Source organism: Streptomyces sp. NPDC003036, assembly GCF_040611175.1.
Lineage (GTDB): Bacteria > Actinomycetota > Actinomycetes > Streptomycetales > Streptomycetaceae > Streptomyces.
In genome coordinates this window covers 80,351-103,321 of sequence record NZ_JBEXNO010000027.1, presented here as the reverse complement: position 1 = coordinate 103,321, position 22,971 = coordinate 80,351, and the positions used below count along the sequence as shown (strand labels likewise).

The window sequence follows — 22,971 nt, the reverse complement described above, 5'->3', positions numbered from 1 at the left end:
GGGGCTTTCCTCCGGGCGCTTCCCTTCGGTGTTTCCAACCTTACCAGATTCTTTTTCCGTTCCGTTTCCGGTTCGGATTCAGTTTCCGGTGGCCGCTGGAGGGCCTTTGCCTTTCGGCTGCTCCGACTTTATCAGAATCATTTCCGCCGACCTAATCGGCTTCGTGATTCGAAAGGGAATCGGATTGGCTCCGCGGGAATCGCATTCCCGAGTGGAGCGAGATCGAGATTAACTCCTGCGCTCGAGCTTGTCCAGCTCCACGCAACCGTTTAAATCTACCTCCCCACCAGCCCCGTGTCAATGGGTCTGGTCGGCGATGAGGAGGCTAGCAGGTCAGAGGGGTTGCACGCACATCAAGCGGCGGTCGGGAGCTCGGCACTGCGTTCGGCGGCGTCCACGTCGCCCGTGTCGCCGGCTCGGGCCGCGCGGCCGCCGAGGACGTAGACGTACAGAAGAAACGCCAGCTCAGCGGCGATGCCGATGGTGATGCGGGCCCATGTCGGAAGGCCGGAAGGGGTCACGAAGCCTTCGATCACACCGGATACGAAGAGGACCAGTGCGAGGCCGATGGCCATGCCGACCGCGGCGCGTCCCTGCTGGGCGAGGGCCGTGCGGCGGGGCTGGGGGCCCGGGTCGATGAGGGTCCAGCCCAGGCGGAGGCCCGTGCCGGCGGCGACGAAGACGGCGGTGAGCTCGAGCAGGCCGTGTGGGAGGACCAGGCCCAGGAAGGTGTCGAGGCGGCCGGCGGAGGACATCAGGCCGATGCCGATACCGAGGTTCAGCATGTTCAGGAACAGGATTCCGAGCACCGGGAGGCAGAGGAAGGCCCCCAGGACCAGACACAGGGCGGCGGCCTGGGCGTTGTTCGTCCAGACCTGGGCGGCGAAGGAGGCGGCCGGGTGGCTGGAGTAGTACGTCTCGTACTGGCCGCCGGGGCGGGTCATCTCCCGCAGCTCGGAGGGGGCGGCGATGGCTGACTGGACTTCGGGGTGGGTGCCGATCCACCAGCCGATGATCGCGGCGACGAGGGTGGAGAGGACCGCCGTCGGGATCCACCAGTGGCGGGAGCGGTAGACCGCGGCAGGGAACCCGGCCGTGAGGAAGCGGACGGCGTCGCGCCAGGACGCGCGGCGCGTCCCGGTGACGGTGGCGCGGGCGCGGGCCACGAGCTGGGTGAGCCGGGCCGTGAGCATGGGGTCGGGCGCGCTGGACTGGATCAGGGAGAGATGGGTCGCCGTGCGCTGGTAGAGGGCGACGAGTTCGTCGGCCTCGGCGCCGGTGAGGTGGTTGCCGCGGCGCAGGAGCTGGTCCAGGCGGTCCCACTCGGCTTGGTGGGCGGTGACGTAGACGTCGAGGTCCATGATCGGCTGCTGCTCCAGGCACTCGGTGCGTACGGGCGTGCGTGCGGGTTCCACTGCGGCGGCGCGCTGATGGTCAGCTTGGCAGACTGGGGTTCGAAGGGGTCGGGGAAGGGCGAAGAAGGGTGGGCGCCATGAGCGGGGTTGTGACGGGGGACGCCGTCGTACTCGGGCTGCAGCCCGCCAGGCTGCCGAGCCGGGCGCTGGCCCTGCTCATCGATCTGGTGGTGGTGTGGGCGGCGTATCTGCTCATATCCGTGGGGCTGGCGGTCGCGACGGCGTCGCTGGACGAAGCGGCTGTCATGGCCGTGTCGATAGCAACGTTTCTGCTCGTACTGGTGGGCGCGCCGATCGCGGTGGAGACGCTGACGCATGGGCGCTCGCTGGGGAAGGCGGCGTGCGGGCTGCGCGTGGTGCGGGACGACGGGGGGCCGATCCGGTTCCGGCACGCGTTGGTGCGCGGGGCGATGGGGGTGGTGGAGATCCTGATGACCTTCGGGGTCGTCGCGTGTATCGCCTCGCTGATGTCGGCGCGGGGGCGCCGGATCGGCGATGTCTTCGCGGGGACGCTGGTGGTACGGGAGCGGGTTCCCGCGGCGCGGGCGACGGCCGTGCCTCCGCCGCCGCCTTGGCTGGTGGGGCGGTTCACGCAGCTTGATCTGTCGGCGGTGCCGGACGACCTGTGGCTGGCGATCCGGCAGTACCTGACGCGGATGCGGCAGCTCGACCCGCAGGTGGGGCGCGAGCTGGCGGAGCGGCTCGCCGACGATCTGGTGGCGAGGACAGGGACGCCTCCGCCGGCGGGGGTGCCCGCGGCGGACTATCTGGCCGGTGTGGTGAGCGAGCGGCAGGCGCGGGAAGCTCGGCGCGCTTTCTCGCCCGCTGGTACTGCTGATGGCGGTAGCGCGGGCTCGGGCGCACGTGCCGTTACGGGCCCGGGGGCCGGCGGCGGTGCGGAGGGCGCCGGCGAGCGGAGCGCACGGGCGACGGGGTTCGCGCCGCCTGCGTAGGTGTCAGGAGAAGACCGACGGCGGGGTGTCGAGGTCTTCCAGCTCGATTCCGGGGGCTGCGAGCACGACGTCGCCGGCGATGTGGATCATGTGCTGCTCGCCTGTGTCGAGGGCGCTGACCTGGTACTCGTCCACGGTCAGGGGGCCGTTGTCAGTGGTGTGCGCTTCACTGTTCACCAGGGCCCACGACTGGTCGACGGTGAGCGGTGCGAGCACCGGGTCCGTGAACGCCACGAGGCGGACGCGGGTCGCGGGGGAAGAGGGGGTGAGGCGCAGGAGACGCGAGATCGCGATGAGGAACGCCGGTGAGGTGCCGGTGAAGGCATGGGCGCGCACATTGCCTTCGGTGGCATGCGTGCCGGTGGGGTCGGTGCGGACCCAGGTGACGCCGTCGAGGGCGGCGCCGCGGACCTGCCAGCTCGCGGCGTGCAGCTCGAGGCGGATGGGACGGCCGAGTTCGTCGATGGCGAGGTCGACCGAGCCGGCATGAGTGCCGGAGGGGGTGGTGATCTGGGATACGTAGCGCCAGCCGGAAGGGCCTGGGGCGCAGTGGAAGTGCTCGTCGCCGAGGGGGGTGTGATCGTGCGGATCATGGAGCGAATAACGGCCGCGGGGCATGGGTCCTCGGGTCCTTGGGGTCGGCGTTAAGGAGCCCGCGTACGAGGCAAGCCCCCGACACGGGGGTGCGGGGGCCTGCCTTGGTGCGTGCTGCTGCTCTGACCGGCTGAGCCTGCTACCTGCCGCCTGCCCCCGGCCGCTGCCGATGTGCACCAGTGCACGGGTGTCGTCGGCGGTGGCCGGTGGGCCGGCGCCTAGGGATCAGTAGCGGTAGTGGTCCGGCTTGAAGGGGCCGTCGACCTCGACGCCGATGTAGGCGGCCTGCTCGGGGCGGAGCTTGGTGAGCTTCACGCCGAGCGCGTCGAGGTGGAGACGGGCGACCTTCTCGTCGAGGTACTTGGGCAGCACGTAGACGTCGGTCGGGTACTCCTCGGGCTTCGTGTACAGCTCGATCTGGGCCAGGGTCTGGTCCGCGAAGCTGTTGGACATCACGAAGGACGGGTGGCCGGTGGCGTTGCCCAGGTTCAGCAGGCGGCCCTCGGACAGCACGATGATCTTCTTGCCGTCCGGGAAGGTCCAGGTGTGGACCTGCGGCTTGACCTCGTCCTTGACGATGCCGGGGACCTTCGCGAGGCCGGCCATGTCGATCTCGTTGTCGAAGTGGCCGATGTTGCCGACGATCGCCTGGTGCTTCATCTTGGCCATGTCCGAGGCCATGATGATGTCCTTGTTGCCGGTCGTGGTGATGAAGATGTCGGCCTGGTCGACGACCTCGTCGAGGGTGGTGACCTGGTAGCCGTCCATCGCCGCCTGGAGCGCGCAGATGGGGTCGATCTCGGTGACGATCACACGGGCGCCCTGGCCGCGCAGGGACTCCGCGCAGCCCTTGCCGACGTCGCCGTAGCCGCAGACGACCGCGACCTTGCCGCCGATCAGGACGTCGGTGGCACGGTTGATGCCGTCGACGAGCGAGTGGCGGCAGCCGTACTTGTTGTCGAACTTCGACTTGGTGACCGCGTCGTTGACGTTGATCGCCGGGAACAGCAGGGTGCCGTCGCGGTGCATCTCGTACAGGCGGTGGACACCGGTCGTGGTCTCCTCCGTCACGCCGCGGATCTCCGAGGCGAGGCGGGTCCACTTCTGGGGGCTCTCCGCCAGCGTGCGGTTCAGGAGACGCAGGATGCAGGCGTACTCCTCGCTGTCCGCGGTGGACGGGGCCGGGGCCTCGCCGGCCTTCTCGAACTCGACGCCCTTGTGAACCAGGAGGGTGGCGTCACCACCGTCGTCCAGGATCATGTTCGGGCCGCCGGTCGGGGTGTCCGGCCAGGTCAGGGCCTGCTCCGTGCACCACCAGTACTCCTCGAGGGTCTCGCCCTTCCAGGCGAAGACCGGGATGCCCTGGGGGTTGTCCGGGGTGCCGTTCGGGCCGACCGCGATGGCGGCGGCGGCGTGGTCCTGCGTGGAGAAGATGTTGCAGGACGCCCAGCGGACCTGCGCCCCGAGGGCGACCAGGGTCTCGATGAGCACGGCGGTCTGCACGGTCATGTGCAGCGAGCCGGTGATGCGGGCGCCCGCCAGCGGCTGGGCCGCGGCGTACTCCTCACGGATCGCCATCAGCCCCGGCATCTCGTGCTCGGCGAGGCTGATCTCCTTGCGGCCGAACTCGGCCAGGGAGAGGTCGGCGACCTTGAAGTCCTGTCGGTTGGCGACAGTCGTCATTGTTGAGCTGCTCCTCGTGTTGGGTCGAGGGTGGGTACGGCTGGCTCTGCGTGTGACGGGCACAAGGATGCCCGGGCACGCGCAGTGCAGTCGTCGGAGGCCCTCTCTCCCTCGGCCGGTCCGTCGGGGACCGCCCGACCGCCATCAGCAGCGACGTCTGGCTGTGTCACGAATCTACACCGATCGGTCCGGCGTCCCACAGTCCGGCCGGGCGTGGGATTCGGCCACTTCCGGCCGTGAGCGCGGCGCGAAGGCCCCCGCGCGCGGCTGCGTGCGGGGGCCTTCCTGGGTTTCCGGGCTTCCGGGCGAGGTCAGTGGACGGTGCCCGGGCCGCCGGGGGCCTTGACGGAGTCGGCGCCCGCCGCCGCGGCGGTCTCGTTGTAGATGTCCGGCTCCAGGTAGATCACGCGCGCGATCGGGACGGCGGCGCGGATCCGCTCCTCGGCGGCGTCGATGGCCGCCGCGACCTCGGCGGCGGTGTTGTCGTGCCGGACGGCGATCTTCGCCGCGACCAGCAGCTCCTCGGGGCCGAGGTGGAGCGTACGCATGTGGATGATGCCGGTGACGGTGGTGCCGTCGACCAGCGACTCCTCGATCTTCTTCACCTCGTCGACGCCCGCCGCCTCACCGAGGAGCAGCGACTTCGTCTCGGCGGCGAGGACGATCGCGATCAGGATCAGCAGGATGCCGATGCACAGCGTGCCGATGCCGTCCCAGACGCCGTCACCGGTCACCAGCGCCAGGCTCACGCCCACCAGGGCCAGGATGAGGCCGACCAGCGCGCCGAGGTCCTCCAGGAGGACGACGGGCAGCTCCGGGGCCTTGGCGCGGCGGACGAACTCCTTCCAGGAGAGGTTCCCGCGGATTGCGTTCGACTCCTTGATGGCCGTACGGAAGGAGAACGACTCGGCGATGATCGCGAAGACGAGGACGCCGACCGGCCAGTACCAGGCCTCGATCTCGTGCGGGTGCTTGATCTTCTCGTAGCCCTCGTAGATGGCGAACATGCCGCCGACCGAGAAGAGGACGATCGAGACGAGGAAGGCGTAGATGTAGCGCTCCCGGCCGTAGCCGAAGGGGTGCTGCGGTGTGGCCTCGCGCTGTGCCTTCTTGCCGCCGAGGAGCAGCAGGCCCTGGTTGCCGGAGTCGGCGAGGGAGTGGACGCTCTCCGCCAGCATCGACGACGAACCACTGAAGACGAATGCCACGAATTTGGCCACCGCGATCGCGAGGTTCGCGGCGAGCGCCGCCACAATCGCCTTGGTTCCGCCTGACGCGCTCATGCGTGCGGGTGTCCCTTCGTTGGTCCTTGCGGGGGGTGGTGGTTCGTACGGCCGCACATTGTTGCAGCAGGCGGGGCGGAGGGTGCGTCAGGCCACCGCTCACGCCACCACGGTGGCGCGGAAGATCGTGCCCGTACCCGACAGTTCGGTCTTTTCGCCGGCCGGGACGAAGACGGACTGGCCCGGGGTGAGGGTGAGGTCGTTCGCCCGGGGGGAGCCCGCGGTGGCGAGGAGGATCTGGGGGGTGTGGGCGGTGATGTCGACGGGGGCGGCGCCTTCGGCCCGTACGTAACGGGAGAGGCGGAAGTCGTCGACCGGCGTCTCGTAGACCTCCTCGCCGGACACGGGCGACGCCTCCGGGCGCAGGATCAAGGGGTCCCCGGCCTCGAAGCGGACGACACGGAGCAGCTCCGGGACGTCGACGTGCTTGGGGGTGAGGCCGCAGCGCAGGACGTTGTCGGAGTTGGCCATGATCTCGACGCCGAGGCCGCTGAGGTACGCGTGCGGGACTCCGGCGCCGAGGTAGAGCCCCTCGCCGGGCTGGAGCCGTACGTGGTTGAGCAGCATGGCGGCGATGACGCCCGGGTCGCCGGGGAAGTGGTGGGCGAGGGCGGCGTACGGGGCGTGGGGGCCGCCGAGGCGTTCGCAGGCGGCGGCGGCTTCGGCGACGGTGGCCGCCATCTCGGTGCGGTCGGCCGACAGCACCGCCGTGAGGACCTCGCGCAGGGCGGCGTCCGCGGGGTGGGCGTGGAGGAGGTCGGCGTACGGCTTGAGGGAGTCGACGTCGAGGGCGGCGAAGAGCTCGGCGGTGTGGTCCGGGTCGCGGAAGCCGCACAGTCCCTCGAAAGGGGTGAGGGCGCAGAGCAGTTCGGGCTTGTGGTGGGCGTCCTTGTAGTTGCGGTGCGGTGCGTCGAGGGGGATTCCGGCGCGCTCTTCGGCGGCGTACCCCTCCTGGGCCTGGGTGAGGTCGGGGTGGACCTGGAGGGAGAGGGGGGCGGCGGCCGCGAGGAGCTTGAGGAGGAAGGGGAGGCGGGGGCCGAACGCGGCGACGGTGGCCGGGCCGAGCTCCCGCTCCGGGTCGGCGTCGATGAGGGCGGAGAGGGGCAGCTGTTCACCGGCTCCGGCACCGCCGGTGCGGGTGACGCGGGAAGGGGCGCCGGGGTGGGCGCCCATCCACACCTCGGCCTGGGGCTCGCCGGTGGGGGCGGTGCCGAGCAGTCCCGGGATGGCCGTCGTGGAGCCCCAGGCGTAGGGGCGGACGGTGTTGGAGAGGCGGTCCATGTTCTTTGCTTTTCTCGCGCTTTTCTCGTCCGTCGCGTGGGTTGCCAGGTCTAGGGGGTGGGGGAACCCGACGCCAGCGCCAGGTAGACGGCCGCGAAGTCCGTCACGGCGAGCAGTTCGGCCAGGGCTTCGAGCTCGGTGCCCTCGTCCGGTTCGAGTTCGCTGACGGCCGTGTCGTGACTGAGCGCGAGTTCGCGGGCGGCCGGTGCGGCGGTGAGGCCGCCCACGGAGTGGTCGCGCAGCAGCACGACCCGTGCCCGCAGGGCCTGCGCCTCCTCCACGCGGTCGCGGAAGAAGTCGTCGAGGTCGGCGCCGGCGGCGTAATCGCCCTCCAGGAGGATGCCGTGGGCCGGGAGCGCTTCGGGGAGCTCGGCGGCGATGGCGGGGCGGCCGGCGAGCTCGGACAGTACGGCGGCGAAGCGGCGGCCGACCGGGGCGGCGGTCGTCCCCTCGGTCCAGACGAGGGGCAGCGTGTCGGCGAGCTCGGCGGCGAGGGTCTTGGCGGGGTTGCTGTACGTGGCGACGGCCGGGCCGCAGCGTTCGGCGGTGGTGTCGAGGCGGTCGGCGACCTTCTGGACGGCGTCCGCGGGGGCGGTGATCAGGCCGACGCGGTCGAGGAGCGCGAGCAGCGGCGTGAACAGGGCCCAGAGGGCGCCGGAGCTCGCCGCGTGCGTCTCCTGGGAGAGCTCGTGGGGCGTGGTCGCCATCGGGACGACGAGGCCGTGGCGGTCGCCCACGGCCTCGGAGAGCGGGGAGCTCTGCGGGGCGACGGCGACGACGGTGGCGCCGCGGCGGTACGCCTGCTCGGCGAGGAGGGCGAGACCGGGTTCGCTGCCGTCGACGGTGACGATGAGGAGCAGGTCCACGGAACCGGCCCACCCGGGGAGCGCCCAGCGCAGGGCGCCGGCGGCGGGCGCCACTCCGGTGGAGTGCAGGTGGGCGACGGGTGCGGAGGCGCCGGCGAGGGCGGCGACCAGGTCCGCGACGCCGGCGGCGGCGGTGCCTGGGCCCGCGACCAGCACGGCGCGCGGGCGGCCCTCCGGCTGCAGCTCGGTGACGCCTGCCTCGGCGGCGTGGCGCGCGGCGGTTCGTACGCGCGCGCCGGCTTCGGCGGCTTCGCGCAGGAAACTGCGGGTGTCGGCGCGGGCCAGGGCGTCCGGGTCGTCGAGCAGCGACTCGTCGAGCATGGGGTGGGGCCTCCGATCGCCGTGCGGTGGGTGGGGCAGGGTGGCCGGGCGGGGTGGCGGGCCCGTCAGGCCGGGCGGCGCGCCTCGTCGACCAGGAGCACGGGGATGCCGTCCCGTACGGGGTACGCCAGACCGCAGTCCTTGCCGGTGCAGATCAGCTCGGGGGTCTCGTCCGCCGTGCGGTCGCTGAGCGGCGCGTGGCAGGCGGGGCAGGCGAGGATCTCGAGGAGGCCGGCTTCGAGCGGCATGGGGTGGGTCCCTTCGAGCGTGTCGAGCGTGGTGGTGGCCGCGGGGTGGTGACCGCGGTATGCGGCGGCTGTGCGATAACGCCACGTCAGCCTACCGCTGGGGGGCGGGCGACGCGGCTTGGCGGGGCGGACCTGGGGTTTCCCCCACCCCGCCCCCTCCCGGAACCGGCGGCAAGCCCCCGGACCCCCGGCCCGAAGCCGGTGCCGCGCCCAGCCCGGTGCCTGGCTCACGCGAGCCGCCCGCGCCCCCCGCCGCAGCGCGCGGTCAGGCGGCGCGGATCAGGGCCAGGACCTCGTCGCGGAGCTTCGTCATCGTCGGCTCGTCCCTCGCCTCGACGTTCAGGCGGAGGAGGGGCTCCGTGTTGGAGGGGCGGAGGTTGAACCACCAGTCGGAGGAGGTGACCGTGAGGCCGTCGAGGTCGTCGAGGGTGACGTCCGGGCGGGAGGCGAAGGCCTCGCGGACCGCGGCGGTGCGGGCGGCCTGGTCCGGGACGGTGGAGTTGATCTCGCCGGAGCCGGCGTAGCGGTCGTACGAGGAGACCAGCGCCGACAGCGTGCCGTCCTGGCCGCCGAGAGCCGCCAGGACGTGGAGGGCGGCCAGCATGCCGGTGTCCGCGTTCCAGAAGTCGCGGAAGTAGTAGTGGGCGGAGTGCTCGCCGCCGAAGATGGCGCCGGTGCGGGCCATCTCCTCCTTGATGAAGGAGTGGCCCACCCGCGTGCGTACCGGCGTGCCGCCGTTCTCGCGGACGACCTCCGGGACGGACCACGACGTGATCAGGTTGTGGATGACCGTGCCGCCCGGGTGCTTGGCGAGCTCGCGCGCCGCCACCAGGGCCGTGATCGCCGACGGGGACACCGGCTCGCCGCGCTCGTCGACCACGAAGCACCGGTCGGCGTCGCCGTCGAAGGCCAGGCCCAGGTCCGCGCCCTCCGCGACGACACGGGCCTGGAGGTCCACGAGGTTGGCCGGGTCCAGCGGGTTCGCCTCGTGGTTGGGGAACGTGCCGTCCAGCTCGAAGTACATCGGTACGAGCGTGAGGGGCAGGCCCTCGAAGACGGTGGGGACGGTGTGGCCGCCCATGCCGTTGCCCGCGTCCACGACGACCTTCAGGGGGCGGATGGACGCCAGGTCCACCAGCGACTTCAGGTGCGCGGCGTAGTCGGACAGGGTGTCGCGCTCGCTCACCGCGCCGTGGCGGTCCGCCGCGGCCGGGGCGCCCGCCGCCAGCCAGGACTCGACGAGCTCGCGGATCTCGGCGAGGCCCGTGTCCTGGCCCACCGGCGCCGCGCCCGCGCGGCACAGCTTGATGCCGTTGTACTGGGCGGGGTTGTGCGACGCCGTGAACATCGCGCCCGGCAGGTCGAGCATCCCCGACGCGAAGTACAGCTGGTCCGTGGAGCAGAGGCCGATCAGGGTGACGTCGGCGCCCTGGGCCGCCGCGCCCCGGGCGAAGGCGCCGGACAGGCCCGGCGAGGAGGGGCGCATGTCGTGTCCGACGACGATCGCCTCCGCGGCCGTCACCCGGACGAACGCCGCGCCGAAGAGCTCGGCCAGCTCCTCGTCCCACTGATCCGGCACCACCCCGCGGACGTCGTACGCCTTCACGATCCGTGACAGATCAGCAGCAGTCACTGCCCAACCCTCCTGCAAGCCTTCAAGCCTTTGAATGAGGAGGAACAACCTACCTACGAGTCGGGGGAGCGCAGTACGCGGAGGTGGCCTCGGCGGCCCACCTCGACCGGATCGCCCGCCCGGCCGCCGGGCTTGCCGCCCGCCTGGGCCTGGGCGGCGCGCTCCCGCTCCTGCGGGCGGGCGGCTTCCCGTACGGCGTTGGCGAGCGCCTCCAGGTCGTCACCGCTGGGGCGGGCGGGGGCGGAGCCGTCCGAGAGGCGGACGACCTCCCAGCCGCGCGGCGCGGTCAGGCGCTCGCTGTGCTCGGCGCACAGGTCGTAGCAGTGGGGCTCGGCGTAGGTGGCGAGCGGGCCGAGGACCGCGGTCGAGTCGGCATAGACGTACGTCAGTGTCGCGACGGCAGGGCGGCCGCACGCGGTGCGCGAACAGCGACGTACAGGGCTCACGATGTTGGACGGTACCGCACTCTTGAGCGGGCCGCGACGACTCTCCACCACGTCACTCGGCCGTGTCGCGGTGTGACGTCCGGCACAGGGCCCTCCGCGGCGGCTTCGCTGACCTGCGCGGGAGGGCGATCGGCCGGGATCCGCGCAGCCGCGCGGGCCGACGCCGGGCGGAACGAATGCGGTCAATACCGGCCGTCTCCACGGTCGATCCCCCGTGCCGAATCGATCCCAAGCTTGGCCGGAATGTTCAATAAGCGACAGGGGGGAGGGGGGAGCTACCCTGCGTGAGTGATGGACAGTTCCGTACCGCCCCGCCGCCGCGATCGACACGGCCGCGGCATGCGCGGGCCCGTGGCCCCGCCCCAGGTACCGCTCTCCGCCACCCGCGCGGACACCTTCCGCGACCTGGTGCAGGACTCCGTCGAGCGGCTGGAGCGGCGCTGGCCGCAGCTGGCCGAGGTCGACTTCCACGTCCTGGAGGTGCCCGAGTCCCCGGAGGAGTCCGTACCGCTGGGGGTCTCGCTCCCGGCCGGCCGCGACCGGCCCGCCCGGATCGTCGTCTACCGGCGGCCGGTCGAGCTGCGCGCCAAGAGCCGCGACGAACGGGCCCTGCTCGTCCACGAGGTCGTGGTCGAGCAGGTGGCCGACCTGCTCGGGCTCGCGCCCGAGTCGGTCGATCCCCGCTACGGGCAGGACTAGTGCCGGCCAGTGCCGGCTAGTCCTCCAGTACGGACAGGTCCTGGCGGGCCGCCGGGACCTCCACGGTGCCCCGGTCGTCCGTCAGCGTCTGCACGGTGAACATCGGCACGCCGTCGTCCGGCACCGCGAGCATCCGCGCCGCGTGGACCGGGCCGCCCGACACCGTCTCGACCGTCAGGGCGTACGAGCCCTTCAGGCCGGCCGGCACCGGCGGCTCGACCGGGAGCGTCGTACCGGCCTTGACCGTGTACGTCTTGCTCGCCGGCGTGCCTCCCTCGGTGCCCGCCGACGCCGTCACCTTGACCTGGGCGGTCGCGCTCGGCGCGGTCAACGCGAGGGTGGTGCCCTCGGCGCGGTTGTCGGCGACGGTCGCCCGCTGCCCGACCGGGCCGGTCGCCGGGATGAACGCGACCTCCTGCTTGTCCCCCTTGCCGCGTACGACGCGCAGGGCCGCGACCACGGGCGTCGCCTGGCCCTTCCCGGCCGGGGACAGGATCAGCGAGCCGGCCTCGCCGCGCGTGACGTCCTTGAGGTCGACGGAGGCGGTCATCCCCGACTTGACGTGGAGCTCGCGGGCGGCGGCCGGGACGATCGTGCCCGTCCCGGTCGCGAGCTGGACCTTCAGGTCGGCGTCGTCCTCACCGGGCGCGTACGCCACCAGCCGTACGGACGTGGCGTCCGCCGGGATCCCCGGCAGCACCAGCGTGGCGGCCGGGTCGGTGGAGGCGGGCAGCCAGTCGCTGCCGGCCGTCTCGTCGGCCGAGCGCACCACCGCGCCGACGCGGCCGCTGCGGGTGGTGACGTGGACGGTGACGTCGGGGACGGCCGGGTCCGTCGTCAGGGTGGACAGCAGCACGGGGACGCTGGACCGGGCCGGGACCGGGATGCCCTCGGCGAGCTGGGACTTCACGGCGCCGTTCGGGCCGTACAACTCGATGTCGGCGACGACGGCCGTGTCGTCGGGGTTGGTCAGGTGGACGTAGTCCTGGCGCTCCTTGGCGGTGGAGGCGCCGGGGAACCAGAAGTCGGTGTCCGGGGCCGTACAGCCGACGCCGAGCAGGCCGCGCGCGCCGCCCGCCGGGACCGTGGTGGTCTGCTGGGTGGTCCAGCCGGGGGCGAGGCGGCCGGAGGCGGTACCGACCAGGGCGGGGGCGTCGCCGCCGTTCGCCTCGGCGGAGACCGGCGTGCCGGGCTGGGCGAGGGCGACCACGGCCTTGTCGGCGGCGGCCGGCTTCTTCGCGGCCGGCTCGTCCTTCTTCTTCGGCGTCGCCGTCGTGTCGTCGCCCGCGGACGCCGTCGCCGGCTTCAGCTCCGCCCGGCCCGCTTCGGCACCCGAAGCGGAGCCCTCCGGCGTGAACGACGTGTAGACCGTCTCCGCCACCTCCGAGGTGCTGGGGGCGGGGCACAGCAGGGTGGAGCGCTCCACGGGGAGCCGCGTCGGGGCCTTCGCGGCCGGGGCGGACGCGGCGCCTGCGTCGGGCTCGGTGAGCACGGCGAAGCCGGTGACGGCGGCGAGGGCGGTGACGGCCGCGAAGAGGGAGAGGGTCGTCCGGTTCACTGGTTGCTGCTCCCGTCGGGACGCTGCTCGTTCTCGTACTCGTAGCCCTGCGGGGTGCCGTTCGGGTCGTACGTGCCGTACGCGTCGTACGTGCCGTACTGGTCCTGCTGGTACGGGCCCTGGCCGTAGGTGGCCTGTCCCTGCCCGTACGGGTCGTACTGCTGCTGGTCGTACTGCTGCTGCGGATACTGCTGCTGCGAGTACTGCTCGTACTGCTGTTGCGGATACTGCTGGTACGGGTCGTACTGCTGCTCCGGCTGTGCGTACGGGTACGGATCCGGAACCGGATTCGCATCCGGTACGGGCGCGGGCTCGGGCTCCGGCTCCGGGTCGGGGACCGGAGCCTCCGCCGCTTCCGCCGCCGCCCGCAGGCGGCGCGCCCGGCGGCCGTCACCCGTGATGTCCTGCGCCGGGATCGCGACGGGCTCCTCGGGGAGGTCGTCGTCGACGTCACGGCGCCGCCCCGGCAGGGCCAGGATCAGGAGCACGACGGCGAGGAGGCACTGGCCCCAGATCCACGCCCGGTGGGTGAGCGGGGTTTCGTACGTCAGGTCGAGCCGGCCGCCCTCTGCGGGCAGTTCGAAGCCCTGGGCCCAGCCGTCCACGGTGGTCTTCTTCAGGGTGCGGCCGTCGAGGGTGGCCTGCCAGCCGTCGTCCGCGCGGTCGGCGATCCGCAGCACGCGGCCGGGGCCGCCGGACGGGATCTCCGTGTGCGCCTCGACGGGCCCGGAGGCGACCGGGAGGCGCTCGCCCTTGCCCTCGCCGGACGTGCCCTGGCCGGCCTTGTCGTCGCCGCCCGGGACGATGGTGGCGCGCGCGACCTGGCGGTCGACCCGCCACAGGGCGCTGCCGTCCAGCTGGCTGAGGCGGCTCAGGCCGGGCGTGGCGTCCAGGACGCGGCTCATCTGGCGCGGCGCCCCGTCCCGGACGAGCACGTACCGGATCGCGAAGCCGCTGAGCTGGTCGGACTGGTCGGCGCCGGAGCCCGCCACGAGGTGCGCGACGACCTTGTCGAGGCGGGCGTCGCCGCCGCCGGCCTCGGTCAGCTCGGCGTCACCGAGGCGGGCGCCGGAGCCGCGGACCAGCGTGTACGCGACCTCGCCCGGCGACGTACCGCCGAGGACCAGCGTGCGCGGCTGGTCGCGCGTGTCGGACTCCTCCGCGACGAAGGCCGGGACCTGCACCGGGTCGCGCCGCTCCAGGGGTCCGGCGGCGCCGCCGGCCATCCAGGCGGCGGCGGAGAGGACCGGGCCGACGGCGGCGGCGAGCGCGATCAGGACGGCGACGGGCTGGCGCCAGCCGAAGCTCTGCGCGGCGACGCGCGTGCGGCCGCCCTCCGCGCCGAGCATGCCGGCGGCGATCAGGGCGGCGCCGTACACGAGGGTCGCGGGGCCGGCCCAGCCGGAGCCGTCCGTACCGGAGCCGTTGGACAGGACGGCGGTGACCAGGCCGGTGATCGCGGTCACCCAGGCCGTACGGACGGCGAACTGCCGCTCCCCGCGCAGCAGGGCCGCCAGCGCCGCCAGGACCAGGCCGATCAGGACGAGCCCGCCGACGGCCTTCGGGCCGCCCGGGTCGGCGCCGAGCAGGTCGAGCGCCGTCGCCGTCCCCGTACGGACGTCCATGCCGGCCTCCCGGAGGAAGGCGGACGGGTCGGTCAGCAGCGACAGCGACCAGGGGGCCAGGACCAGCAGCGGGGTGGCGACGGCCGCCAGGAAGCGCAGGGCGTACGCGGTGATGTCGTCGCGCCGCAGGGCGAGCACGGCGATCCCGAGGACCACGGCGAGCGGCCACACGACGGGCGTGAAGGCCGTCGTGAAGGTGAGCAGGAGGGCGTACGCCCAGGTCGCGCGCCAGCTGCCGCGCGGCGCGCCCGTGCCCGTACCGCCTCCGCGCAGCCCGTGGGCGGCGACGGCGGCGCGCGCGAGCAGCGGCAGCATGATGGCGAGGACCGCGGTGCCGAGGCGTCCGGTCGCCAGGGCGCCGGTCGCGGCGGGCAGGAAGGCGTACGCGATGGCGCCCCACGCGCGCAGCAGCCGGGACTCGACGAGCGAGCGGGAGGCGAAGTACGCGGTGATGCCGGCCAGCGGCACCGAGCAGACGAGCAGCACGGTGAGCGCGAGGCCGGTGGAGCCGAGGAACAGCCCGGACAGCGCGGCGAGCACCGCCAGGTACGGGGGCGCGGTCTGGGTGCCGCCGGTGGAGAGCGGGTGCCAGGCGTCGGCGTAGCGGCTCCACAGCTCCCCGACTCCGTCGGGGGCGGGCAGCAGGGCGCCGCCCGCGAGGGAGCCGCCGCCGAACAGACCGCGGCAGGCGACGACGGAGACGAGCAGCAGGAGCGCGAAGAGGACCGGACCCGGCTTGCGGGCGATCTTCTTCAGGCGGGCGAACTGCTCGATCTCCAGGTAGTCGGCGTCGTCGCCGCCCGGCCCGGACTCCACGGCGCCGTGCCGGGAGCCGCCCGAATCGGCGTCGGTGCCGCCGAAGTTGGACATGACCTGTTCGACGGTCGCGCGGACGGTCGCGCCGGGCGGCGGGAACAGCGGCCGCAGTTCGGCCGGTTCGACGGCCCTGCTCTTTCTTCTGCGGCGGGCGGCGATGATCCGCTCGGGCCGCAGCAGCGTGCCGAAGAGGCCCATCACTTCGTCGACGGCCTGGCCGGGCGCCTTGCCGACGATGTAGGCGAGGGTGCGCAGGAGGGTGCCGACGACGAGGCGGAGCAGGACGTACGGCAGCGCGGCGCCGCGCGCGTTGGCGAGCAGGGTGTAGACGGCGCCCGCTTTGTCGACGCGGTGCGGGCTGGCGACCGAGCGGCCGACGCAGTCGACGGTGCGGCGCTCGCGTGCGGAGGCCTCGGCGTGGCGCAGGACGGCGTCGGGGGCGACGAGGACGCGGTGGCCGGCGGCGTGGGCGCGCCAGCACAGGTCGACGTCGTCGCGCATCAGGGGCAGGCGCCGGTCGAAGCCGCCGAGCCGCTCGAAGACGTCCCGGCGGACGAGCATGCCGGCGCTGGAGACGGACAGGACGGAGCGGACCTGGTCGTGCTGCCCCTGGTCCTGTTCGCGCCGGTCGAGGCCGGTCCAGCGGCGGCCGCTGTTGGCGATGGAGACGCCCACTTCGAGCAGCTGCCTGCGGTCGTACCAGCCGCGCAGCTTGGGCCCGACGATCGCGGCGTGCTCGTCGGCGTCGGCGACGCGCAGCAGTTCGGCGAGTGCGTCGGGGTCGGGGGCGGAGTCGTCGTGGAGGAGCCACAGCCACTGGACGGGCTCGCCGTGCGGGAGCTCCGGCAGTTCGTACGCGTCGTCGCGCCAGGTCCGGCTGACCGGGTCCCAGCCGCTGGGCCGCTTCAGGTACGGCAGGTCGTCGGGGCCGAGGACGGGGGCCGTGCGGGCGGCTTCCTCGACGGCGGCGCCGAAGCCGGTGCGGCGGGCGAGGTGCAGCACGCGCTCGTCGCCGATGGCCTCGGTGACCAGCCGTGCGGAGTCGTCGGCGCTGCCGGTGTCGGCGGCGATGACGTTCTGTACGGGGCGTTCCTGGCCGAGCAGCCCGGCGAGGACGTCCGGCAGCCAGCGTGCGCCGTCGTGGGAGACGAGCACGGCCGTGACGACGTGGCGCGGGAATTCCGGCCCGCCCGCCGAGGAGGCGGCGGACGTGGCGGAAGCGGGGGAAAACGCGGCTGTGGTGGCGGACATCGAGGTACGGGCCCTCCGGCCGGGGGTCGCCCGCTGGGGGCGTGGGAGCGTCTCGGACGGAGCCCCACACTAATGGCTGACACGACAGCGGTCCGCCGCCTGTGGACAGAGCACGGGCGGCGGACCGTTCCTCACGTCTTTTCGTCGGCCTTCTCCCCCGCCACGCGGCACGTCTCTTTGCGTCTTTGCGTACGCGTGTGCGCCATGGGGTCGTACGACGGGGCTCGTGCCCCGCTCCCGGGCGGCCGGGCCCGGTACGGTCGTCTGCGGTCGGGATGCGGTCCGGATCCGGTCCGGGTGAGACCGGGATGTGGCCGAGCGGCGCTCAGACGGCGGCTTTCTTCAGCCGTCGGCGCTCACGCTCGGACAGCCCGCCCCAGATTCCGAATCTTTCGTCATTGGCGAGCGCGTACTCGAGGCATTCCGAACGGACTTCGCACGCGAGACACACCTTCTTCGCCTCGCGCGTGGAACCGCCCTTCTCGGGGAAGAAGGACTCCGGATCGGTCTGGGCGCACAACGCGCGCTCCTGCCAGCCGAGTTCCTCGTCCGCGTCCTCGACCAGCAGTTCCTGGAACAACTCGGTCATGTGCGCCCCTCGTCTGTCATTGCGTCCCCGCGTATGTCGCCCCGCTTTCCCGTTTTCGGGCGAACGACACGGGTGAAATTACAAGTGCGGTGCTCCGGGCCAGTCAAGCCGAGATCTGCTATTGGGCCCGGTATTCACTCGGCGGAACCAAAGCTATGCGGAAAGTGTTCAAATCAGCAAAAATGAGACACATGCCGCCTCCGCACCCGCACCCTTGTCTTTCGGCACGTCTGCGCCCCTCATCAAGGGAGACGTCCACGACTTCGATCTTGTTGCGATCGAGACGGTGAAGCGACCCGGATCACAGTCAGGTCACGAGACCGCGACGACGTTTGCGCGGGCGGTTGCTGCGCCATGTGTCCCGCTTCGCGAGCGCACAAACCTTTCTCCGGACGGAGTAACCGGATGAGGTGAAACATTGCGGCCAAACCGGGCATTGGGTTGACAGCGGGATATCGGGCCGGTCACCTTTGACGCATGCCAGCGACCACAGCGCCCTCCGCGACCCACGCCCGTGGGTTCCGCAGCGCTGCCCCGACGCGCCTCGGCGCGCAGTGTCGCTGTCGTTGTCGCTGTTGCTGTTGATGCCGTAGAGCTCCAGCCACCGCCGCCTCCCCCGCGTTCTCACGCGTGCTCCGCCGTCTTTGCGTACCGCTTCTTTATGCCGAGGGACCACCCCACTCCATGAACAGCGACAGCGACCTCCAGATCGCCGGCGACATCCTCGCCGTCCAGCACCTGCTCCAGCCCGCCAAGGCCCACCCCTCCACCGTGGCCGAGTTCGCCGGGCTCGCCCGCTCCATCGCCGCCGACCGCGCGCAGTGGGAGCCGCTCGTCCGGTACGACGCCACGACCCGCTGGTACCACCGGCTCCGCACCGGCCCCGGCTACGAGGTGTGGCTGCTGTCCTGGGTGCCCGGGCAGGGCACCGGCCTCCACGACCACGGCGGCTCCTCCGGCGTACTGACCGTCCTGGCGGGCGAACTGACGGAGCGTACGGAGCGGGCGGAGGGGGGCGCGCGGAGGCTGCCGCAGGGCGCGCAGCGGATTTTCGCGCCCGGGTACGCGCACGATGTCGTCAACGACTCGCTCGAACCGGCCGTCAGCCTGCACGTCTACTACCCGGGCCTGACCGAGATGCCGATGCACGTGTCGCATGCGAGCCAGTCGTGCTCCCCGACGACGCAGGATGTCGTACCCGCCTGACACACTGCTGCGTATGCGCATTGTGGCTCTGGCCGGTGGCATCGGCGGTGCCCGTTTCCTGCGCGGCCTCAAGCAGGCCGCGCCGGACGCGGACATCACGGTCGTCGGCAACACCGGTGACGACATCCATCTGTTCGGGCTGAAGGTCTGCCCCGACCTCGACACGGTGATGTACACCCTGGGCGGTGGCATCAACGAAGAGCAGGGGTGGGGGCGCGCGGACGAGACCTTCACCGTCAAGAGCGAGCTCGCCGCGTACGGGGTGGGGCCCGAGTGGTTCGGGCTCGGCGACCGCGACTTCGCGACCCACATCGTGCGTACGCAGATGCTGGGCGCCGGCTATCCGCTGAGCGCCGTCACCGAGGCGCTGTGCGCGCGGTGGCAGCCGGGCGTGCGGCTGCTGCCGATGTCCGACGACCGGGTCGAGACCCACGTCGCCGTCGAGATCGAGGGGCAGCGCAAGGCGGTCCACTTCCAGGAGTACTGGGTGAAGCTGCGCGCCTCCGTCGACGCGCAGGCGATCGTGCCCGTCGGCGCCGACCAGGCCAAGCCGGCACCCGGGGTGCTGGAGGCCATCGGCGAGGCGGACGTGGTGCTCTTCCCGCCGTCCAACCCCGTCGTCTCCATCGGGACCATCCTCGCCGTGCCCGGCATCCGCGAGGCCATCGCCGACGCGGGCGTGCCGGTCGTGGGCCTCTCCCCCATCGTCGGGGGCGCGCCCGTGCGCGGCATGGCGGACAAGGTGCTGGCGGCGGTGGGCGTCGAGGCGACGGCCGCGGCGGTCGCCGAGCACTACGGCTCCGGGCTGCTCGACGGGTGGCTCGTCGACACGGTCGACGCGGGCGTGGTCGAGCGGGTCGAGGCGGCCGGGATCCGCTGCAAGGCGGTGCCGCTGATGATGACCGACGTCGACGCGACGGCGCGGATGGCGCGTGAGGCGCTGGACCTCGCCGAGGAGGTGCGTGCGTGAGCGTGACGTCACCGCCGCCGTCACCGCCGTCGTACCGGGTGTGGGCCGTGCCGGGGCTGCCGGAGATCCGGCGGGGGGACGACCTCGCCGGGCTGATCGCGGCGGCGGAGCCGGAGCTGGCCGACGGGGACGTGGTGATCGTCACGTCGAAGATCGTCTCCAAGGCGGAGGGGCGGGTCGTCGCCGCCGAGGACCGTGAGGCGGCGATCGACGCCGAGACGGTACGGGTGGTGGCGCGGCGCGGGACCCTGCGGATCGTGCAGAACCGGCAGGGTCTCGTCATGGCGGCGGCGGGTGTGGACGCGTCCAACACCCCTGCCGGGACGGTGCTGTTGCTGCCCGAGGACCCGGACGCGTCGGCGCGCGCCATCCGGGAGGGGCTGCGGGCCGCGCTCGGTGTCGACGTGGGGGTCGTCATCACCGACACCTTCGGCCGTCCCTGGCGCAGCGGGCTGACCGATGTCGCGATCGGGGCGGCGGGGGTGCGGGTGCTGGACGACCTGCGCGGCGGCACCGACGCGTACGGCAACGCGCTGGTGGCCACGATCGTCGCGAGCGCCGACGAGCTCGCCGCGGCCGGTGACCTGGTGAAGGGCAAGGCCACGGGGCTGCCGGTCGCGGTGGTGCGCGGGCTGCCGCACCTCGTGAGCGCCTCCCCCGAGGGCGCGGATGGGGCCGACGGCGCGCGGGCGCTGGTACGGGACGCGACGAACGACATGTTCCGGCTCGGCACGTCCGAGGCGGTACGGGAGGCGGTGACCCTGCGGCGGACGGTGCGGGAGTTCACGGACGCCCCCGTGGACCCGGGCGCGGTGCGGCGGGCGGTGGCCGCGGCCCTGACGGCGCCCGCGCCGCACCACACCACGCCGTGGCGCTTCGTCCTGCTGGAGTCCGCCGAGTCGCGCCTGCGGCTGCTGGACGCGATGCGGGACGCGTGGGTCGCGGACCTGCGCGCGGACGGCCTCGGCGAGGAGGCGATAGCCCGGCGGGTGCGGCGCGGCGACGTGCTGCGCCGGGCGCCGTACCTGGTGGTGCCGTGCCTCGTGACGGACGGCGCCCACACGTACGGCGACGCGCGGCGGGACACGGCGGAGCGCGAGATGTTCGTGGTCGCGGCGGGCGCGGGCGTGCAGAACTTCCTGGTCGCGCTCGCCGGTGAGGGGCTCGGGTCGGCGTGGGTGTCGTCGACGATGTTCTGCCGTGAGGTGGTGCGGGAGGTCCTGGAGCTGCCGGACGCGTGGGACCCGATGGGGGCGGTGGCTGTCGGGCGGCCGGCGGCGGCCCCGCGGGAACGGGCGGAGCGGGAGGTGGAGGCGTTCGTGGAGGTGCGGTGAGCGTTCCGGCGTTCCTCACGAAGCAAGGCCTCACACGACAGGGCCTCACACGACAGGGCCTCAGAGTGTCGTGATGTCCCTCGGCGTCATCCTCGGGGCCCGGCGCGGTGGGGTGTGGCCGCTCAGCAGGATCAGGCGGGCGGCGCGGTGGCGCTGGCCCGCGTAGGGGGCCAGGAGCTCCAGCATCTCCGCGTCGTCGGCGTCGCGGTTGTCCGCCAGGGCGTGGCCCACGATGCTCGGCAGGTGGTAGTCGCCGACCGTGACCGCGTCGGGGGCGCCGTTGGTGCGCTGGACCACCTCGGCGGAGGTCCAGGGGCCGATGCCCGGGATGAGTTCCAGGCGGCGCTGCGCCTGCTCCGGGGCCATCGCCGCCGCTTCCTCCAGGCGGCGGGCCACCCGGACCGCGCGCAGGATGGTGGCGGAGCGCTTGGAGTCGACGTTCGCGCGGTGCCACTCCCAGGACGGGATGAGCGCCCAGGTGCGGGGCTCCGGCATGACGTACAGCCGGTCGTTCGGGCCCGGTGCGGGCTCGCCGAAGCGGCGGACCAGGACGCGCCAGGAGCCGTACGCCTCGTCCGTCGTGACCTTCTGCTCCAGGATCGACGGGATCAGCGACTCCAGGACCAGGCCGGAGCGGCCCAGTCGCAGGCCCGGGCGGCGGCGGAGCGTCGCGGCGAGGAGGCGGTGCCGAGGCGTGAACTGCGAGGGGTCGTCGTCGGCGCCGAGGAGCGCCGGGAGGCCGTCGAGCAGCCACTCCGCTCCCGGACCCCACGCCTCCGCCTCGATACGGCCGCCGCGTACCGCCACCCGCAGCGTGCCGGGGCCCACCGGGGTGCGGCTGGCCCGCCAGACCGCGCCGTCGGGTGTCGTACGGAACGTGGGGTCGCCCGGGCCGCGCCGCAGCGGGGACAGGACCAGCGCCACGTCCAGCGGCCACGGCGGCGTCCAGGTACGCGTCCGGGCGGCGGCGCGCGGTCCGGAAGCCTGGGCCGGTACGGCGGCGGCCGGGCGGGGGGCGTAACGACCGGCCACGGGAGGAGTCCTTCGGGGGTTCGGGGGCCCTTCGAGCTTAGCCCCCCGCGCCGCCGCGCCCCCGGCCGCCGCTACTGGTCCGACGAGAAGCGGATCGCCCCGTCCGGGATGTGTGCCGCGCACCACACCCGTACGCCGTCGCGCAGCTCGTTGTCCGCGCCCACGTGCGCTCCGTCGCCGATCACCGCGCCGTGCAGGATCGTGCGCGCCCCGATGCGCGCGCCCTCGCCGATCAGCGAGTCGGTGACGACCGCGCCCTCCTCCACGACCGCGCCGTCCAGCACCGCGCTGCCGTCGATCCGGGCGCCGGCCCCGACCGTCGCGCCCGCGCCGATGACGGTGCCGCCCGTCAGCTTGGCGTCCGCGGCGACCGTCGCCGTCGGCAGCACCAGCCGGTCGCCGCAGCGGCCCGGCACCGCGGGCGACGGCGCGCGGCCCAGCACGAGGTCGGCGGAGCCGCGGACGAACGCCTGCGGCGTGCCGAGGTCCAGCCAGTACGTGCTGTCCACCATGCCCTGGAGGTGCGCTCCGTCCGCCAGCAGGTCGGGGAAGGTCTCGCGCTCGACGGAGACGGGGCGCCCGGTCGGGATGGTGTCGATGACGGACCGCCGGAAGACGTACGCACCCGCGTTGATCTGGTCCGTGACGATTTCCTCGGGCGTCTGCGGCTTCTCCAGGAAGGCCGTGACGCGGCCGGTGGGGTCGGTCGGTACGAGCCCGAAGGCGCGCGGGTCCTCGACGCGGGTGAGGTGCAGTGAGATGTCCGCGCCCGACGACCGGTGGGTGTCGACGAGCGCCCGGATGTCGAGGCCGGTCAGGATGTCGCCGTTGAAAATGAGGACCGGCTCGTCCGGCCCCGAGTGGAGGCGTGAGGCGACGTTGCGGATGGCTCCGCCCGTGCCGAGCGGCTCCCGTTCGGTGACGTACTCGATGTGCAGGCCGAGCGCCGAGCCGTCGCCGAAGTACGGCTCGAACACCTCGGCGAGGTACGAGGTCGCCAGCACGATGTGCTCGACGCCGGCCGCCCGCGCGCGGGCCAGCTGGTGCGTCAGGAACGGCACGCCGGCCGCCGGGACCATCGGCTTGGGCGTGTGGACGGTCATCGGCCGCAGCCGGGTTCCTTTGCCACCGACCAGGAGGATCGCTTCTGTCACCAGTCGTCTCTGCT

Annotated in this window: 19 protein-coding genes; 5 read left to right on the top strand and 14 right to left on the bottom strand. The window is 73.0% G+C overall.

Annotated elements, in window-relative coordinates:
- Positions 1-353 precede the first annotated feature (353 nt).
- Entirely contained in the window at positions 354-1,361 is a 1,008-nt protein-coding gene (locus ABZX67_RS21045; protein ID WP_355362332.1) for a stage II sporulation protein M, read from the bottom strand.
- A 131-nt stretch (positions 1,362-1,492) separates the two neighbouring features.
- Here ABZX67_RS21045 and ABZX67_RS21040 point away from each other — a divergent pair, with 131 nt between their 5' ends.
- Positions 1,493-2,368 carry an RDD family protein gene (locus ABZX67_RS21040; RefSeq protein ID WP_355362320.1) on the top strand — a complete coding sequence of 292 codons (876 nt, stop codon included), beginning with the start codon at positions 1,493-1,495 and terminating at the stop codon, positions 2,366-2,368.
- Between the two features lie 3 nt (positions 2,369-2,371).
- Here ABZX67_RS21040 and ABZX67_RS21035 read toward each other — a convergent pair whose 3' ends face one another.
- The 8 genes from ABZX67_RS21035 to ABZX67_RS21000 form a co-directional block, all read right to left on the bottom strand.
- Entirely contained in the window at positions 2,372-2,986 is a 615-nt protein-coding gene (locus tag ABZX67_RS21035; protein WP_355362318.1) for a hypothetical protein, read from the bottom strand.
- A 201-nt stretch (positions 2,987-3,187) separates the two neighbouring features.
- A complete protein-coding gene (gene ahcY, locus ABZX67_RS21030) occupies positions 3,188-4,645 on the bottom strand; it encodes an adenosylhomocysteinase (RefSeq protein WP_355362316.1) in 1,458 nt (485 codons plus the stop codon).
- 311 nt (positions 4,646-4,956) lie between these two features.
- The gene (locus ABZX67_RS21025) at positions 4,957-5,928 is read right to left on the bottom strand and encodes a cation transporter (RefSeq protein ID WP_355362314.1); all 972 of its coding nucleotides are present in this window, start codon (positions 5,926-5,928) and stop codon (positions 4,957-4,959) included.
- Between the two features lie 99 nt (positions 5,929-6,027).
- Positions 6,028-7,209 (bottom strand): mannose-6-phosphate isomerase, class I, encoded by a 1,182-nt coding sequence (gene manA, locus ABZX67_RS21020; protein ID WP_355362312.1) that lies wholly within the window; start codon positions 7,207-7,209, stop codon positions 6,028-6,030.
- A 50-nt stretch (positions 7,210-7,259) separates the two neighbouring features.
- The gene (locus ABZX67_RS21015) at positions 7,260-8,396 is read right to left on the bottom strand and encodes an SIS domain-containing protein (RefSeq protein ID WP_355362310.1); all 1,137 of its coding nucleotides are present in this window, start codon (positions 8,394-8,396) and stop codon (positions 7,260-7,262) included.
- A 65-nt stretch (positions 8,397-8,461) separates the two neighbouring features.
- Positions 8,462-8,644, bottom strand: coding sequence for a Trm112 family protein (locus ABZX67_RS21010; protein WP_355362308.1), 183 nt, complete (start codon positions 8,642-8,644; stop codon positions 8,462-8,464).
- Between the two features lie 265 nt (positions 8,645-8,909).
- A complete protein-coding gene (locus tag ABZX67_RS21005) occupies positions 8,910-10,277 on the bottom strand; it encodes a phosphomannomutase/phosphoglucomutase (protein WP_355362306.1) in 1,368 nt (455 codons plus the stop codon).
- Positions 10,278-10,330: 53 nt separating this feature from the next.
- Positions 10,331-10,771, bottom strand: a complete 441-nt coding sequence (locus ABZX67_RS21000) for a DUF3499 domain-containing protein (protein ID WP_355362330.1) — start codon at positions 10,769-10,771, stop codon at positions 10,331-10,333.
- 243 nt (positions 10,772-11,014) lie between these two features.
- Here ABZX67_RS21000 and ABZX67_RS20995 point away from each other — a divergent pair, with 243 nt between their 5' ends.
- Positions 11,015-11,422 carry a metallopeptidase family protein gene (locus tag ABZX67_RS20995; RefSeq protein WP_355362304.1) on the top strand — a complete coding sequence of 136 codons (408 nt, stop codon included), beginning with the start codon at positions 11,015-11,017 and terminating at the stop codon, positions 11,420-11,422.
- A 16-nt stretch (positions 11,423-11,438) separates the two neighbouring features.
- Here ABZX67_RS20995 and ABZX67_RS20990 read toward each other — a convergent pair whose 3' ends face one another.
- From ABZX67_RS20990 to ABZX67_RS20980, 3 genes are all read right to left on the bottom strand, one after another.
- On the bottom strand, positions 11,439-12,980 hold the full coding sequence (locus ABZX67_RS20990) for a DUF5719 family protein (protein ID WP_355362302.1): 1,542 nt from the start codon (positions 12,978-12,980) through the stop codon (positions 11,439-11,441).
- Positions 12,977-16,672, bottom strand: a complete 3,696-nt coding sequence (locus ABZX67_RS20985; RefSeq protein ID WP_355362300.1) for a glycosyltransferase family 2 protein — start codon at positions 16,670-16,672, stop codon at positions 12,977-12,979. The genes ABZX67_RS20990 and ABZX67_RS20985 overlap by 4 nt, the downstream gene beginning before the upstream one ends.
- A 325-nt stretch (positions 16,673-16,997) precedes the next feature.
- A complete protein-coding gene (locus ABZX67_RS20980) occupies positions 16,998-17,261 on the bottom strand; it encodes a WhiB family transcriptional regulator (protein ID WP_023588371.1) in 264 nt (87 codons plus the stop codon).
- A gap of 684 nt (positions 17,262-17,945) precedes the next feature.
- Here ABZX67_RS20980 and ABZX67_RS20975 point away from each other — a divergent pair.
- Genes ABZX67_RS20975 through ABZX67_RS20965 form a run of 3 tightly spaced genes read left to right on the top strand, consistent with a single transcriptional unit; the run spans position 17,946 to position 20,771 of the window.
- Positions 17,946-18,467 (top strand): cysteine dioxygenase family protein, encoded by a 522-nt coding sequence (locus ABZX67_RS20975; RefSeq protein WP_355362297.1) that lies wholly within the window; start codon positions 17,946-17,948, stop codon positions 18,465-18,467.
- 13 nt (positions 18,468-18,480) lie between these two features.
- Positions 18,481-19,437, top strand: a complete 957-nt coding sequence (cofD, locus tag ABZX67_RS20970) for a 2-phospho-L-lactate transferase (RefSeq protein WP_355362295.1) — start codon at positions 18,481-18,483, stop codon at positions 19,435-19,437.
- Positions 19,434-20,771, top strand: a complete 1,338-nt coding sequence (locus tag ABZX67_RS20965) for a coenzyme F420-0:L-glutamate ligase (RefSeq protein WP_355362293.1) — start codon at positions 19,434-19,436, stop codon at positions 20,769-20,771. The genes cofD and ABZX67_RS20965 overlap by 4 nt, the downstream gene beginning before the upstream one ends.
- A gap of 60 nt (positions 20,772-20,831) precedes the next feature.
- Here the strand turns inward: ABZX67_RS20965 and ABZX67_RS20960 are convergent, their stop codons facing one another.
- Positions 20,832-21,803 carry a DNA-3-methyladenine glycosylase 2 family protein gene (locus ABZX67_RS20960; protein WP_355362291.1) on the bottom strand — a complete coding sequence of 324 codons (972 nt, stop codon included), beginning with the start codon at positions 21,801-21,803 and terminating at the stop codon, positions 20,832-20,834.
- 71 nt (positions 21,804-21,874) lie between these two features.
- A complete protein-coding gene (locus ABZX67_RS20955; RefSeq protein WP_355362289.1) occupies positions 21,875-22,957 on the bottom strand; it encodes an NDP-sugar synthase in 1,083 nt (360 codons plus the stop codon).
- Positions 22,958-22,971: the final 14 nt, after the last annotated feature.

Coding starts and splice junctions, on each gene's coding strand:
- ABZX67_RS21045 (WP_355362332.1), bottom strand. CDS start 1,361: ATGGACCTCGACGTCTACGTCACCGCCCACCAAGCCGAGTGGGACCGC.
- ABZX67_RS21040 (WP_355362320.1), top strand. CDS start 1,493: ATGAGCGGGGTTGTGACGGGGGACGCCGTCGTACTCGGGCTGCAGCCC.
- ABZX67_RS21035 (WP_355362318.1), bottom strand. CDS start 2,986: ATGCCCCGCGGCCGTTATTCGCTCCATGATCCGCACGATCACACCCCC.
- ahcY (WP_355362316.1), bottom strand. CDS start 4,645: ATGACGACTGTCGCCAACCGACAGGACTTCAAGGTCGCCGACCTCTCC.
- ABZX67_RS21025 (WP_355362314.1), bottom strand. CDS start 5,928: ATGAGCGCGTCAGGCGGAACCAAGGCGATTGTGGCGGCGCTCGCCGCG.
- manA (WP_355362312.1), bottom strand. CDS start 7,209: ATGGACCGCCTCTCCAACACCGTCCGCCCCTACGCCTGGGGCTCCACG.
- ABZX67_RS21015 (WP_355362310.1), bottom strand. CDS start 8,396: ATGCTCGACGAGTCGCTGCTCGACGACCCGGACGCCCTGGCCCGCGCC.
- ABZX67_RS21010 (WP_355362308.1), bottom strand. CDS start 8,644: ATGCCGCTCGAAGCCGGCCTCCTCGAGATCCTCGCCTGCCCCGCCTGC.
- ABZX67_RS20995 (WP_355362304.1), top strand. CDS start 11,015: ATGGACAGTTCCGTACCGCCCCGCCGCCGCGATCGACACGGCCGCGGC.
- ABZX67_RS20985 (WP_355362300.1), bottom strand. CDS start 16,672: ATGTCCGCCACCACAGCCGCGTTTTCCCCCGCTTCCGCCACGTCCGCC.
- ABZX67_RS20980 (WP_023588371.1), bottom strand. CDS start 17,261: ATGACCGAGTTGTTCCAGGAACTGCTGGTCGAGGACGCGGACGAGGAA.
- ABZX67_RS20975 (WP_355362297.1), top strand. CDS start 17,946: ATGAACAGCGACAGCGACCTCCAGATCGCCGGCGACATCCTCGCCGTC.
- cofD (WP_355362295.1), top strand. CDS start 18,481: ATGCGCATTGTGGCTCTGGCCGGTGGCATCGGCGGTGCCCGTTTCCTG.